The organism is Bradyrhizobium campsiandrae, assembly GCF_014529705.1.
Lineage (GTDB): Bacteria > Pseudomonadota > Alphaproteobacteria > Rhizobiales > Xanthobacteraceae > Bradyrhizobium > Bradyrhizobium campsiandrae.
In genome coordinates, this window is record NZ_JAANIH010000031.1 from 1 (window position 1) to 13,511 (window position 13,511).

Consider the following 13,511-nt stretch of genomic DNA (forward strand, 5'->3'; position numbering starts at 1 on the left):
CGAGTCCGGCCGCTATGACGGCGGCTTTCAGAAGTTCTCGCAGGCGCTGGCTGTCGCCGTCGATCTCGCGGCCAAGGCGTTCCAGCGCGACGGCAAGCTGTCGGGCATCTCGACGGGCATGCGCGACCTCGACACCAAGATGGGTGGTCTCCAGCACTCCGACCTGATCATCGTCGCGGGACGCCCGGGCATGGGCAAGACGTCGCTCGCGACCAACATCGCCTACAATGTCGCGCAGGCCTATGTCGGCGAACTCCAGGCCGACGGCACCATGAAGGCTGCCAATGGCGGCGTGATCGGCTTCTTCTCCTGCGAAATGTCGGCCGACCAGCTCGCCACCCGTATCGTCGCCGAACGCACCGGCATCCCCTCCTCCCACATCCGCCGCGGCGGCATCTCGGAGGCGGATTTCGAGAAGATCCGCCAGGTCTCGATCGAGCTGCAATCGCTGCCTTTCTACGTCGACGCGACCGGCGGTCTGTCGATCGCGCAGCTGATGGCGCGCGCGCGCCGGCTCAAGCGCCAGAAGGGCCTCGATCTGCTCGTGATCGACTACATCCAGCTGCTGTCAGGTTCGAGCAAGCGCGCCAGCGACAGCCGCGTGCAGGAAATCACCGAGATCACCACCAGCCTGAAGGCGCTCGCCAAGGAACTCAACGTTCCCGTCATCGCGCTGTCCCAGCTCTCGCGCCAGGTCGAATCCCGCGACGACAAGCGGCCGCAGCTTTCCGACCTGCGTGAATCCGGCTCGATCGAGCAGGACGCCGACGTCGTGCTGTTCGTGTATCGCGAGGAATATTACCTCGCCATGAAGGAGCCGCGTCCGGGGACGCCTGAACACGAGAAGTGGCAGCTTGACATGAGTCTTGCGCACGGAAAGGCCGAAGTCATCATCGGCAAGCAGCGTCACGGCCCGACAGGCACCGTCGATCTGGCGTTCGAAGCGTCGGTCACGCGGTTCGGAGACCTCGCGCCTGACAGTCAGTTGCCGGCCCGCAGCGGCAACGATTACTGAGTTCCTTGAACCGGCAGAGTTCCTTGAACCAGTCCTGCCTCTTGCGTAAAACGGCGCCATGACAATGGCGTCCGACCCGAACATGATCCCGCAATCCGGCCTTCTTTCCGTGGAGGCCAATCAGGCTGCCGCGCTCGCCGCCTATGGCGGCATCCTCACCGTCGATCTCGACGCCATCATCGCCAACTGGCGCAAGCTCGAGAAGACGGCGGTGCCGGCCGAGTGCTCGGCGGTGATCAAGGCCGACGCCTATGGCTGCGGCATAGCGCAGGTCGCCCAAGCCCTGAACAAGGCCGGCTGCAAGACCTTCTTCGTCGCCACCATCGAGGAGGCGCGCACCGCTCGCGCGGCGGTGCCTGACGCCACGATCTACGTGCTCGGCGGCTATTTCCAGAACACCGGCGAGCACTACGCCAAGATCAACTGCCGTCCCGTGATCGGCGATCTCAACGAGCTCGCCGAATGGGACGTGTTCTGCCGCCGCACCGGCTGGTCCGGCGGCGCCGCCATCCATATCGACACGGGCATGAACCGGCTCGGGCTGACGCTGTCCGAAGCGCAGGCGATCATCCCACGCATCAATGCCGGCGATCACGGCATCACGCTGGTGATGAGCCATCTGGTCGCGGCCGAGCAGCTCAACAGCCAGATCAACGCCAGGCAGCTCGCCGCCTTCCGCGGCATTGCCAGCGAATTCTCCGGCGTGCCTGCGGCGCTCGCCAACTCCTCCGGAATCTTCCTCGGCGCCCCCTTCCAGTTCGACCTGGTGCGCCCGGGCGCGGCGCTTTACGGCGTCAATCCGACGCCGGAAGCCGACAATCCGATGCAGCCGGTGGTCGACCTCAAAGCGCGCATCGTCCAGACCCGCAATGTCGAGCGCGGCGAGACCGTCGGCTATGGCGGCACCTGGACCGCGCGCCGGCCGACCAAACTGGCGATCATCGCGGTTGGCTATGCCGACGGCTATTTCCGCGCCGCCAGCTCCAATGACGGCACCCGCGGCGCCGAGGTCATCGTCGCCGGCAAGCGCTGCCCGGTGGCGGGCCGCATCTCCATGGACCTGATCGCGATCGACATCACCGATCTGCCGCCGAACGCGGCCCGGCGTGGTCACATGGTGACGCTGCTCGGCGAGGGCATCACCGTCGACGAGCTCGCACATCATTTCGGCACCATCGGTTACGAGGTGCTGACCAGCCTCGGCCACCGTTACGCCCGCGTCTACAAGGGCGGCAATGTGGTCGAGCCGCTGGTGAAGCCGGAGCCCGCGAAGGCAGCCGAACAGCCCTCCTCCCCGCCGCCGATCGAGCAGCAGGCGAGCCCGCCGCCGCTGCCGAGCTGAGCGTCTCGCCCGCTTACTTCTTCCGGCTATCCAGCACGGCCTTGCAGGTCGCGCTCAGCTTGTCGTGCTTGGCCTCCAGACAGGCAATGACCTTGCCGCCGACCGGTGCAACGCCGGCGCAGAATTTGTCGTAGTCCGCCTTGCATGCGCCGTGCTGATTGCCCGATTGTGCCGAAGCCACCCCGGAGAACGCGACGACGAATGCGATAGCGGCAAAGCTCAATTTGGACATTGGATCTCCGGGGACGGAAGGCGGAAGCGTTAGCTCTACATGAAGATTGCGACATTCAACATCAACAACATCAACCGCCGCCTGCCCAATCTGCTCGCGTGGATGCGCGCGGCCAAACCCGATGTCGTCGCGCTTCAGGAATTGAAGGCAAGTGATGGCGAATTTCCGGCGGCAGCGATCGAAAAGGCCGGCTACGGCGCGGTCTGGCGGGGACAAAAGACGTGGAACGGCGTCGCCATCCTCGCCCGCGGCGCCGAGCCGGTGCTGACCCGCGACCGGTTGCCCGGACGTCCCGACGACCACGAGGCGCGCTACATCGAGGCCGCCGTGCGCGGCGTCATCGTCACCAGCATCTATCTGCCGAACGGCAATCCGCAGCCGGGGCCGAAATTCGACTACAAGCTCGACTGGTTCGCGCGGCTGAAACGCCACGCGAAGACTTTCCTCAAGCAGGATCTGCCGGTCGTCCTTGCCGGCGACTACAATGTCGCGCCCACCGAGATCGACATCTATCCGACGCGCTCATGGGACAAGGATGCGCTGATCCAGCCGAAGAGCCGCGCGGCGTTCGCCTCGCTCGTCGAACAGGGCTGGTGCGATGCGATCCGCGAACTCCACCGCGAGAAACGCATCTACACATTCTGGGACTACAAGCGGAATCGCTGGCCGCGCGATGCGGGTCTGCGGCTCGATCACCTGCTGCTCAGCCCCGCCCTCGTCTCGCGCCTGGCAAAAGCCGGCGTCGACAAGAAGGTGCGCGGCGAGGACGGTGCGAGCGATCATGCGCCGGCGTGGGTGGTGCTCAAATAACGACGACGTGCATCACCGCCCGTAATAGTCCTGCACCGTGTCCCATGCCGCCTTCTGCAGCAGTTGCACCGTCTGCGGGTCAATTCCCATCGTGTAGGAATTGCCGACCGGCGAGCGTCCCGTCAGCGCGGCGAACGTCACGCAGGATGCGAGGTAGGTACCCGCCGGACTCGGGTGCCGCTTGTCCGGCGCATAAAGGTTGAGCTCCGGCTGAAGCTTGCGGACGCGTGCGAAGGCGAGGCCCGCGGGAATGACCAGCGCATCATTGGCATTGCCGGCGGTCGTATAGCCTCGGCCAGCCCTTCCGTCATCTCCGGCTTGTCGAGATAGGCCCAGGACATGAACAGCACCGGCCGCATGCCGTGGGCGCGGACGATCTCGCTGTCCTTCCTGGCGAAGGTGCTGAAGGCGTCCTTCAATTGCGGATGGATCGGACACTGGCTGCAATCCATCATCACGACCGTATCGAACTGCTTGCCCGGCTTGTTGAAGACGACGACGTTCTGGTCGTCGAAGGAGTAGGCGCCGAGGCCGCCCGGCCGCAGCAGATTGTCCATGTCGTGCCAATCGAGGCCGGAGCCGCCGATGGTCGCCATGGTGTTGCGATAGGCCGCCTTGTTCGCTGCATCCGCAGCCCGCTGCATGTAGGAGAGATGCCCGGGCATGCCATTGTTGTAGTAGAAAAAGCTATTGCCGACGAACAGCGTGGCCTTGGGATAGTCTGGCCCGAGCGAGGTGATCTTCGGCCTGGTCTGCGCTTGTGCATGAGAGCCGGCCGCAACGGCCAGACACATTGCGAGCATCACTCGCGCAAAAAGACGCATCATGGGTTTCCTTCCCTTTTTCTCGGGCCGGAAACAAATCAGCTTTTCAAAATCGCCTCAAGGGGACGGGCGTGCATCAGATATGCAGCCGGCGCCTGCTCACCACAAATTCCTGCCATCGATGACGTTGACGGGAACCGCTTCCAGATCAAAGTCGTCGAACAGGCGCGCATTCACCGCGACCTTCGGATTGTCGAAATCGGGCTTGCCGGTCGACCAGTCCGGCGACTCCGAATAGGTGCCGCAGCCGCAATTCGCGCAATAGTGATGCTTGACGGTACGGCTCCCCCACAAATAGGTCGCGACGTTGTCGGGAGGCGACAACAGCCTGAACTGCGCCGGCGTGTAATAGGCCCATAGCGCGCCGCGCTTGGCGCAGAGCGAGCAGGTGCAGCGGGTCACGTTCGTGGGCGCCTCCGTCACCTCGAATACCGTCTCACCGCAATGGCAGCTTGCCTCGATCGGCATGATCCGCTCCCGTTTTGTCAGGAGGTGGTCATAGCCCGCCCCTGCTGCCAACATGCTGTCAGCAGCGGGATGCCTCGGAAAGACTAGTTCGCCGACAACCGTTTGGCGTTGGCGGCGACGTGCTCACGATAGCGCTGAACCACCGCAGCTGGTGTTGCGCCCGCAAGCAGGCTGGCAAACGCTTCGAAAGCGGCGGCGACCTTCTCGCTGACCATCAGAACGGCCTCCCGTCCGGCGGCCTCGTCGCCATGGCTGAGCTTCTCGCAGCGGAGGCAAACCACCTCGCTCGCTTCGACCGCGAGCATGGCGCCGGCGTACCAGGGAAAACCGTCGTCGGACCCGCTGAGCACCGCGTGGCGGTCGAGAGCGGAGAAGGAATGATGGTCGGGCATCACGGCCTCAAATTCTTTGAGCGAACGCTCCGATCAATACGCTTCAAATTCTAAGGATCCGGCCCGGGAACCGGTCGGATTGGCGCCACCTGCAACACCGGCAGTTAACCAAGCTGCACCACGAGATATTGCGTTCCCTGACAGGCAAAGATGAGCCGCGAGGATGCGAGCATCGTCCGGTAGGATGCGCTCCAGAGCCGGGGCCCATGCTTCAGCGTACCGCGAGGCTTTCTGGATCCCGGTTCTGCGGAGCGTCACGCCTGCCGACGGCGTCCGGGACACGAGAGCGGAGAATCCGGCTACACTGTTTCGATTCCCGGGAGCCCTCCCTTGCCCTTCCTCTTCGTCCTCAGCGTCGGCCTCATCGCAGGCACCCTATCCGGCATCGTCGGCACGGGCTCATCGATCATGCTGATGCCGGTGCTGGTTTACGCCTATGGACCGAAGCAGGCCGTGCCGATCATGGCGATCGCCTCTGTGATGGCGAATTTCTCGCGCATCCTGGCGTGGTGGCGCGAGGTCGACTGGCGGGCTTGCCTCGCCTATTCGGTCACGGGCGTCCCGGCCGCGGTGCTGGGCGCGCGGACGCTGCTCGCCCTGCCCTCGCATGCCGTCGATCTTGCCATCGGCATCTTCCTGATTGCCATGGTGCCGGTGCGGCACTGGCTGGCGCGGCACGATCTCAAGGCCAATCTCTGGCATCTTGCGATCGGTGGCGCGATCATCGGCTATCTCACCGGCATCGTGGTCTCGACCGGACCGCTCAGCGTGCCGCTGTTCCTGTTCTACGGCCTGTCCAGGGGCGCCTTTCTGGCGACCGAGGCGGCCGCCTCGCTGGGGCTTTATTTCGCCAAATCGGTGACGTTCGAACGCTTCGGTGCGCTGACGCAGGAGCTCTTCATCAAGGGCCTGGTCGCGGGCTCATCGCTGATGGTCGGCGCTTTCGTTGCAAAGCGCTTCGTGCTGCACCTGAAGCCGGAGATATTCCGCCTGGTGATGGATGCCATCATGATCGCGGCTGGCTTGTCGATGCTCTGGAACGCGACGCAGCCTTAATCGAGCCACTTCAGAAGGCGAACTCGGGTGCAATCGGCGGGCTGTCGGCCAGCACGCGTTCTCGGTTGCCGCCGGCTGCGGCGAGCTCTCGCAGCACGGCTGCGAGCGGCTGCGGCCTATGGTACAGAAAGCCCTGGCCGAGCCTGACACCCATCTCGCGCATCGCCTGCGCCTGCTCGGCCCGCTCGATCCCTTCCGCGACCAGCGTCAGTCCGAGCGTGCCCGCGAGCGAGGCAATGACGCCGACGATCGCCTTGTCCTCGGCACTTTCAGGGATTTCGCGGATGAACGCCTTGTCGATCTTGACCTTGTCGAGCGGAAAGCGCCTGAGATGAGCGAGCGAGCTGTAGCCCGTGCCGAAATCGTCGAGCGCAATGGTCGCCCCCAAGCGCCGCAACCGGCGCAGCGTATCGGATGCGCTGGCGATGTTGTTGATCAGCGAGCCCTCGGTAATCTCGAGCTCGAGCGATGAGGCCGCAACGCCGAACCGCTCGCAGGTCTCGCGCAGCTCGGATGCGAGCGAATGGTCGGCGAGCTCCGAGGGCGGCAGATTGATCGCGATCCTGATCTGCGGTCTGCCGGCAGCGGCCAGATGCTGCAGCGCCCGGCAGGCGTCGGTCAGCACATAGCGCGTCAGCCGCGCGTTGTTGCCGCTGCGCTCGATCAGCGGCAGGAATTCGACCGGGCTGATCACGCCGTGCTCGGGATGACGCCAGCGAATGAGCGCCTCCAGGCCGGTGACGTCCTGGGTCTCGAGGTCGACCTGGCTCTGATACCAGACCTCGAACTGCCCCTCGGAGAAGGCCGTGGGAATGGTCAGTTCCAGATCCCGCCGGCGGCGATAGTGGCGCTGCAGCGCTTCGTCCAGCACCGCAACGGTGCCCGGCGCCTTGCTCTTGGCGTGGTAGAGCGCGATATCGGCAAGCGCCGGCAGATGGGACAGTTCGGGATCACCGGCGCGGCGCACCGCAAGGCCGATGCTGGCACGCGGCACGACCTGCTTGTCATGCAGCAGGATCGGCGCGGAAATCGCATCGAGCAGTTGCCGCGCGAAGGCCTGCGCGGCCGCTTCATTGCCGACCTCGGGCCTGATAACCACGAACTCGTCGCCGCCGAGCCGCGCGACCCAATCCGCCGGTCCGACCGTGCCGCGAAGCCGCTCGGAGATGTGAACCAGGAATTTGTCGCCGGCATCGTGACCGAAGGTGTCGTTGACGGCCTTGAAATCATCGAGGTCGATGAAGTTGAATGCGATCAGCGCGTCCGGCGAAGCGGCTTCCTTGCTCAAGGTCACCAGCCGCTCGGACAGCGAGCGCCGGTTGGGCAGCCCCGTCAGCGGATCGTGCGAGGCCATGTGACCGAGCCGGTCGAGCGCGCCCGAGGTGGTGTGCTGCATCGCGTTGAAGGCCTGCGCGAGCTGGCCAAATTCGTTCGATGATTTGACGTCGGCCGGATAGGCGCGGCCGTCCTGCTTGCTGCGCTGGATCGCCGACATCATCGCGGCCAGCGGCTTGCCAATGAAATTGTTGGCTGAAATCCGCATCGCGATCACGGTCGCAAGCGTCCCGAGCAGGCCGACGACGAGAAGCAGCCCCAGCCTGCTGCCGGCGTCGACATAGAGCGTCGCGTAGGAATAGGCGATCACGATGCGGCCGGCCTGCACGGCGATGTTGCCGTTGCTGTAGGCGATCGGACGCGAGATTTCGGTGAGAGCCTGCACCGTCGGCCGCGCCACCACCCGGGCGATCACGACGCCCGTATCGTCATAGACGGCGGCGGCCGCGATGGTTTCGTCGTGCATGATCTCGTTGAGCACGCCGGTGACCTGGTCGTAGCGCATCTTCCAGAGCGGCTCGGCGATCAGCTCGGCACGGCTCTCGGCGACGCGGGCGATACGGGCATCGAGCTGCCTGATTTGCGACCAGAAGCTCGAAATCTCGACGCCGGCCGAAGCCAGCAATTGCACCAGCAGCAGCACCGGCACGGTGGCCCAGATCATCGCGCGGACCACCGAACGCGACGCCGCGGGCTTCTTCGAGCCGTTCATCCTGTCCTCGTCCCGCATCATTCGGCGGTGCCGCTTGGTGGCGACAGCGACGAGATCAGCGCGTCGACGGAGAAATCATATTGGCCGCAACGGTCCGGCTTTGCCCTGAACCGCGCAAAGTCGATGCGATCGAAGGCCCGGACCTTGATCAGCCCGGCGACGGAGCCGAGATTGTCGCGCGTGATCGCCGACGTCTTGACCTCGACATGCGGCGAAGCCGACGCAAAGTCGCAACCATCGGCATGGTCGCGCAGCAGCACGACAGACCAGCCGCCGAGCAGGAAATGACCGCCATCGGTCAGCAGCAGGCGCCCGGCCTTGATTTCGCGCAGTGCGTCCTCCGACCAGTTGAGACCGACGACCTGAATAGTCTCGCCCGGCGTGATGCCGGCGGCCTCAACGGCCTTCAGTGCGCCGAGCGCCATCGGGTCGTTTCCAGCCCATATCCCTGCGGGGCGGATGCCCTTGCGCTGCGCCCAGCCGAGATAATTGGCCGCGACCTTCTCCGCTTCCGACTGCGTCCAGTTGGCAAACAGCATCCGGTCCACGACCACGTCGGGCGCGGCCGCGACGGCGAGCTGGAGGCCGGCATTGCGGGCGATCGAAGCCGGGGTGATCTCGTCACCACCGATCCCGAGCAGATGGATCTTGCCGTCTGGGCTTTGCCATTTCTCCTGACGTGCGGCGCCGATCAGCGCATTGGCCATGCGCGCGCCCGCGGTCGTCAGATCGGTCGTGATGTCGCCAAGCCAGCTCTTGAGCTTGGCCCGCGGCGGTCCAAGACGCACGGCGTCTTCGCCAATCAGCGTGTTCGACAGCAGCAGCGTCTTGACGCCTGCCGCCTCTGCCGCTTCCAGGATCGGAACGGCAGCGGACTCCTCGTTCGAGAGAATGAGATAATCGGGCTTGTCGGCACGGGCGACCACGCCGAGGCCAAGCTCCTGCATGGTGCGGTAATTGCGTTCGCTGGTCAGCACCTCGACATGGGCGTTGAGCTTGCGGCCGGCGGCCTGCATGGTCTGCGCGACCATGTCCCAATAGACCTCGCCGGTCTTGCCGGGGTTCACGAAGACGATGTTGAGCGGTTTTGCATCGGCCGCAACGGCGCAGCCGGCCGGAGCGAGAGCGCCCCAGGCGATGCCCATTGCAAGCAATATGCGTAACAGAACCGTCATTCTTTTCGCCCCACCCCGTCTTGGTTCCGAAACTGGACCTGCGTCCGCTAACATTTGGCAAAGCCCGGCGCGGCAGGGCGGCGTAGCGCTAACAAAGGGTGTATCGGCCGCACGGAATTGGGTTAATGGAAGCGCTCACGGACGCCCGCGCAGCCCACCGTTCCGTGCTATCAGCGCATCTGAAACCTCCGACTCACCATACCCATGGCCAAGAACACGCTTTCCTTCGTCTGCCAGAACTGCGGTGCGGCCTATAACCGCTGGCAGGGCAAGTGCGAGTCCTGCGGCGAGTGGAATACGCTGGCCGAGGAAGATACCAGCGGCAGCGTGCCGGTCTCGATCCGCTCCAAGCGCAAGGGGCGAACCTTCGCGCTGGAAAGTCTTGCCGGCAAAAGTCCTGACGCGCCGCGCATGTCGTCAGGCATGACCGAGCTTGACCGCGTCACCGGCGGCGGCTTCGTGCGCGGCTCGGTGCTGCTGGTCGGCGGCGATCCCGGCATCGGCAAGTCGACGCTGCTGACGCAGGCGACCAGCATGATGGCGCGCGCCGGCCACCGCATCGTCTACATCTCCGGCGAAGAGGCCATCGCCCAGGTGCGGCTGCGCGCCGAACGGCTCGGGCTCTCGGATGCGCCTGTGCAGCTCGCGGCCGAAACCTCGGTCGAGGATATCGTCTCGACGCTGTCCGAAGGCACCGTTCCCCGTCTCATCGTGATCGACTCGATCCAGACGATGTGGACCGACACGGTGGAATCGGCGCCCGGCACTGTCACGCAGGTGCGCGCCTCGGCGCAGGCGCTGATTCGTTTTGCCAAGAAAACAGGTGCGGCCATCATCCTGGTCGGCCACGTCACCAAGGACGGCCAGATCGCCGGCCCCCGCGTCGTCGAGCACATGGTCGACGCCGTGATGTCGTTCGAGGGCGAAGGCTCGCAGCAATTCCGCATCCTGCGCGCGGTGAAGAACCGCTTCGGCCCCACCGACGAAATCGGCGTGTTCGAGATGACCGGCCTTGGCCTGCGCGAGGTCACCAACCCGTCGGAGCTGTTCCTGTCCGAGCGCGACCTCGGCACGCCCGGCACTGCCGTCTTCGCGGGGATCGAGGGCACGCGGCCCGTTCTGGTCGAATTGCAGGCGCTGGTCGCGCCGACCTCGCTCGGCACCCCGCGACGGGCCGTGGTCGGCTGGGATCAGAGCCGGCTCTCGATGGTGCTGGCCGTGCTGGAGGCGCATTGCGGGGTCAAGCTGTCTGGCCATGACGTCTACCTGAACGTCGCCGGCGGCCTGCGTATCCATGAACCGGCCGCCGATATTGCTGCAGCGGCCGCGCTGGTGTCCTCCCTGGTTAATGCGCAGTTACCCACCGATGCGGTCTATTTCGGCGAGATTTCGCTTTCCGGCGTCATTCGCCCGGTGGCGCAGACCCCTGCGCGGCTCAAGGAAGCGGCAAAACTCGGTTTCAAGCGTGCCGTGTTGCCCGAATCGGCCCGCGGCGGCGAGGCCAGCGGCGACGCCGGCCTGTCGCTGAACGCGGTCAACAGCCTCACCACCCTGGTCGCCGAAATCGCCGCCAGCGGCTCCCGCCGGGGCGAGTCGAGCGCGCCGGCGGAGAAAAATGCCACACCGGCAAGATTCCGCCGCGGAGAGGGGTAGCCGGAGGTGACGCCACGCGGCCCCGCCGCTATACAGCCGTCACAAAAGCAGCATGGGATTGCGTGGTTACGGCCTTGCCGGAAGCGCCGTCTGCCTCTCTTTTAGGGCGGCGGCCAAGCACCGATTCGGCTACAGCACCTTTGAGAGTACGAGCGGACCAGACCAGCCGATGCCAGTAACACTCCTCGACCTGATCCTGCTCGGTGTGATGCTGATCTCGGGCCTGCTCGCCATGGTTCGCGGCTTCATGCGCGAAATCCTGTCGATCGCGGCCTGGGGCGCGGCGGCAATCGTGACGCTTTACTCCTTCTCGAAGCTGCTGCCGACCGCCAAGACCTATTTCAACAACGACACGGTCGCGAGCGTGGTCGTCGTCGCAGGCGTGTTCGTCGGCACCCTGATCGTGGTCTCCGTGATCACGGTCCGGATCTCCGACATGATCCTGGATTCGCGCATTGGCGCGCTGGACCGCACCCTCGGGTTCCTGTTTGGCCTCGCGCGCGGGCTTTTGATCGTCGTGGTGGCCTTCCTGTTCTTCACCTGGCTGGTGCCGGACAAGCAGCGCCCGGACTGGGTCACGGGGGCCAAATCCCGCGTGGTGCTCCAGGGAACCGGGGATTGGCTGATGGCCCTCTTGCCTGATGACCCCGAGAACACCATCTTGAAGAGATTCAAGAAAAACAAACCAGAAGATGATCAAGCTGACACCGAGCAGCAGCCTCCGGGCAGCGGCGACGGCTACAGCAAACCTGCTCGTGACAGCCTGAAGAAGCTGATCGAGAAACCTGCGGCGCGTTAATTGAGCCAACAGAGAGGCGCGGACGAGATGCGACACCCTGACCAGGACGCCCAACTTGATCTCGATACCGGCCCGGCCGCACTAGAGCTTCAGGACGACCTGGACGGAGACACGGTCCGCGAGGAATGCGGCGTATTCGGCATCTACGGACATCCTGAGGCTGCCGCCATCACGGCGCTCGGCCTTCACGCCCTCCAGCACCGCGGCCAGGAAGCCGCCGGCATCGTCTCTTACGACGGCAGCCGCTTCCACAGTGAACGGCGTCTCGGCCTCGTCGGCGATACTTTTTCCCGCCGCGAGGTGATCGATCGCCTGCCCGGCACCACGGCGGTTGGCCACGTCCGCTACGCCACGACCGGCGCCACCATCCTGCGCAACGTGCAGCCGCTATTCGCTGAGCTCAATGCCGGCGGCCTTGCGGTCGCTCACAACGGCAACCTCTCCAACGGCCTGACGCTGCGCCGGGAGCTCGTCAAGAGCGGCGCTATGATGCAGTCGACCTCCGACACCGAGGTGATCCTGCACCTGGTGGCGCGCTCGAGGCGCAGCCGCTTCATCGAGCGCTACATCGATGCGCTGCGCGAGATCGAAGGCGCCTATGCGCTGGTCTCGCTCACCAACAAGAAGCTGGTCGGCGCGCGCGACCCGCGCGGCATCCGCCCGCTGGTGCTGGGCGAGCTCGACGGCTGCCCGATCCTGACGTCGGAGACCTGCGCGCTCGACATCATCGGCGCACGCTTCGTCCGCGATATCGAGCCCGGCGAGGTCATCGTGTTCGACGAGAACGGCCAGGACATCCACAAGCCGTTCCCGCCGATGGCGCCGCGCCCGTGCATCTTCGAATACATCTACTTCTCGCGGCCGGATTCCATCGTCCACGGCCGCTCGGTCTACGAGGTGCGCAAGGCCTTCGGCGCGCAGCTCGCGCGCGAGAGCCATGTGCCCGTCGACGTCGTGGTGCCGGTGCCTGACTCCGGCGTGCCCGCCGCGGTCGGCTACAGCCAGCATTCGGGCGTGCCGTTCGAGCTCGGCATCATCCGCAACCACTATGTCGGCCGCACCTTCATCCAGCCGACGCAGGCGATACGCGAATCCGGCGTGCGCATGAAGCACTCGGCCAACCGCGCCGCGATCGAAGGCAAGCGCATCATCCTGATCGACGACTCCCTGGTGCGCGGCACCACCTCGAAGAAGATCGTGCGCATGATGCGCGATGCCGGCGCCAAGGAGGTGCACTTCCGCCTCGCCTCGCCGCCGATCCTCTACCCCGATTATTACGGCATCGACCTGCCAGATCGCGGCGGCCTCTTGGCCGCGACGCATTCGCTGGAGGAGATGCGCGAGCTGATCGGCGCGGACTCGCTCGCCTTCCTGTCGATCGACGGCATGTACCGCGCGATGGGCGAGCCCGGCCGCGACCCCGCCAATCCGAAATTTGCGGATCACTGCTTCACCGGCGTCTATCCGACCCACCTCACCGATCAGACCCAGATCGAGCCGCAACCGCGGCAACTGTCGCTGCTGGCGGAGGCGAGCTGACACGAGGACGGGGCCATGCAGACGATCATCGCTATCTTCTGCGGAGTGCTTTTGGTCAGCTTCATTGTCTTCGCCTTCCGACAGGGTATGAAGGTAACACCCACCAAATCGGAAAACGCGTCGAACGACGATCTCAAGCATTTGACCCGCGACGGCTGA

The 13,511-nt window shown here is 65.1% G+C and carries 13 protein-coding genes and 1 pseudogene; 8 read left to right on the forward strand and 6 right to left on the reverse strand.

Annotated features, from left to right (window positions below):
• Both G8O24_RS22545 and alr read left to right on the forward strand, forming a co-directional pair.
• Positions 1-1,015, forward strand: a 1,015-nt coding sequence (locus tag G8O24_RS22545) for a replicative DNA helicase (RefSeq protein WP_188103139.1), incomplete at its 5' end; no start/stop codon positions are given.
• 64 nt (positions 1,016-1,079) lie between these two features.
• Positions 1,080-2,357 (forward strand): alanine racemase, encoded by a 1,278-nt coding sequence (alr, locus tag G8O24_RS22550; protein WP_188103293.1) that lies wholly within the window; start codon positions 1,080-1,082, stop codon positions 2,355-2,357.
• Between the two features lie 13 nt (positions 2,358-2,370).
• Here the strand turns inward: alr and G8O24_RS22555 are convergent, their stop codons facing one another.
• Entirely contained in the window at positions 2,371-2,589 is a 219-nt protein-coding gene (locus tag G8O24_RS22555; RefSeq protein ID WP_188103141.1) for a cysteine rich repeat-containing protein, read from the reverse strand.
• Positions 2,590-2,628: 39 nt separating this feature from the next.
• On the opposite strand from G8O24_RS22555, the gene G8O24_RS22560 reads away from it, so the two are divergent.
• A complete protein-coding gene (locus G8O24_RS22560; protein WP_188103143.1) occupies positions 2,629-3,399 on the forward strand; it encodes an exodeoxyribonuclease III in 771 nt (256 codons plus the stop codon).
• A gap of 12 nt (positions 3,400-3,411) precedes the next feature.
• Here G8O24_RS22560 and G8O24_RS22565 read toward each other — a convergent pair.
• The 3 genes and pseudogenes from G8O24_RS22565 to G8O24_RS22575 all read right to left on the reverse strand — a co-directional run bounded on the left by G8O24_RS22565 (position 3,412) and on the right by G8O24_RS22575 (position 5,083).
• Positions 3,412-4,226, reverse strand: a pseudogene (locus tag G8O24_RS22565) (hypothetical protein).
• 96 nt (positions 4,227-4,322) lie between these two features.
• Entirely contained in the window at positions 4,323-4,691 is a 369-nt protein-coding gene (locus tag G8O24_RS22570; protein ID WP_188103145.1) for a GFA family protein, read from the reverse strand.
• Between the two features lie 83 nt (positions 4,692-4,774).
• Positions 4,775-5,083, reverse strand: coding sequence for a hypothetical protein (locus G8O24_RS22575; RefSeq protein WP_188103147.1), 309 nt, complete (start codon positions 5,081-5,083; stop codon positions 4,775-4,777).
• A gap of 330 nt (positions 5,084-5,413) precedes the next feature.
• Here G8O24_RS22575 and G8O24_RS22580 point away from each other — a divergent pair, with 330 nt between their 5' ends.
• A complete protein-coding gene (locus tag G8O24_RS22580; protein WP_188103149.1) occupies positions 5,414-6,139 on the forward strand; it encodes a sulfite exporter TauE/SafE family protein in 726 nt (241 codons plus the stop codon).
• A 10-nt stretch (positions 6,140-6,149) separates the two neighbouring features.
• Here G8O24_RS22580 and G8O24_RS22585 read toward each other — a convergent pair whose 3' ends face one another.
• Together G8O24_RS22585 and G8O24_RS22590 are read right to left on the reverse strand one after the other, a co-directional pair.
• Positions 6,150-8,186: a putative bifunctional diguanylate cyclase/phosphodiesterase gene (locus G8O24_RS22585; RefSeq protein WP_244645957.1), complete on the reverse strand. Its 2,037-nt coding sequence runs from the start codon at positions 8,184-8,186 to the stop codon at positions 6,150-6,152.
• Positions 8,187-8,203: 17 nt separating this feature from the next.
• Complete coding sequence (locus G8O24_RS22590) at positions 8,204-9,361, reverse strand: ABC transporter substrate-binding protein (RefSeq protein ID WP_188103151.1); 1,158 nt, start codon at positions 9,359-9,361, stop codon at positions 8,204-8,206.
• A gap of 204 nt (positions 9,362-9,565) precedes the next feature.
• Between G8O24_RS22590 and radA the strand changes: the two genes are divergently transcribed.
• The 4 genes from radA to G8O24_RS22610 all read left to right on the forward strand — a co-directional run bounded on the left by radA (position 9,566) and on the right by G8O24_RS22610 (position 13,511).
• The gene (radA, locus tag G8O24_RS22595; protein WP_188103153.1) at positions 9,566-11,014 is read left to right on the forward strand and encodes a DNA repair protein RadA; all 1,449 of its coding nucleotides are present in this window, start codon (positions 9,566-9,568) and stop codon (positions 11,012-11,014) included.
• Between the two features lie 169 nt (positions 11,015-11,183).
• Positions 11,184-11,813 carry a CvpA family protein gene (locus tag G8O24_RS22600; RefSeq protein WP_188103297.1) on the forward strand — a complete coding sequence of 210 codons (630 nt, stop codon included), beginning with the start codon at positions 11,184-11,186 and terminating at the stop codon, positions 11,811-11,813.
• Between the two features lie 27 nt (positions 11,814-11,840).
• A complete protein-coding gene (gene purF / locus G8O24_RS22605; protein WP_188103155.1) occupies positions 11,841-13,352 on the forward strand; it encodes an amidophosphoribosyltransferase in 1,512 nt (503 codons plus the stop codon).
• A gap of 15 nt (positions 13,353-13,367) precedes the next feature.
• The gene (locus G8O24_RS22610) at positions 13,368-13,511 is read left to right on the forward strand and encodes a hypothetical protein (RefSeq protein ID WP_188103157.1); all 144 of its coding nucleotides are present in this window, start codon (positions 13,368-13,370) and stop codon (positions 13,509-13,511) included.

What these genes read in the sequence shown, in the direction of transcription:
- alr (WP_188103293.1), top strand. Translation starts at nt 1,080, where the DNA reads ATGGCGTCCGACCCGAACATGATCCCGCAATCCGGCCTTCTTTCCGTG.
- G8O24_RS22555 (WP_188103141.1), bottom strand. Translation starts at nt 2,589, where the DNA reads ATGTCCAAATTGAGCTTTGCCGCTATCGCATTCGTCGTCGCGTTCTCC.
- G8O24_RS22560 (WP_188103143.1), top strand. Translation starts at nt 2,629, where the DNA reads ATGAAGATTGCGACATTCAACATCAACAACATCAACCGCCGCCTGCCC.
- G8O24_RS22570 (WP_188103145.1), bottom strand. Translation starts at nt 4,691, where the DNA reads ATGCCGATCGAGGCAAGCTGCCATTGCGGTGAGACGGTATTCGAGGTG.
- G8O24_RS22575 (WP_188103147.1), bottom strand. Translation starts at nt 5,083, where the DNA reads ATGCCCGACCATCATTCCTTCTCCGCTCTCGACCGCCACGCGGTGCTC.
- G8O24_RS22585 (WP_244645957.1), bottom strand. Translation starts at nt 8,186, where the DNA reads ATGAACGGCTCGAAGAAGCCCGCGGCGTCGCGTTCGGTGGTCCGCGCG.
- G8O24_RS22590 (WP_188103151.1), bottom strand. Translation starts at nt 9,361, where the DNA reads ATGACGGTTCTGTTACGCATATTGCTTGCAATGGGCATCGCCTGGGGC.
- radA (WP_188103153.1), top strand. Translation starts at nt 9,566, where the DNA reads ATGGCCAAGAACACGCTTTCCTTCGTCTGCCAGAACTGCGGTGCGGCC.
- G8O24_RS22600 (WP_188103297.1), top strand. Translation starts at nt 11,184, where the DNA reads ATGCCAGTAACACTCCTCGACCTGATCCTGCTCGGTGTGATGCTGATC.
- purF (WP_188103155.1), top strand. Translation starts at nt 11,841, where the DNA reads ATGCGACACCCTGACCAGGACGCCCAACTTGATCTCGATACCGGCCCG.
- G8O24_RS22610 (WP_188103157.1), top strand. Translation starts at nt 13,368, where the DNA reads ATGCAGACGATCATCGCTATCTTCTGCGGAGTGCTTTTGGTCAGCTTC.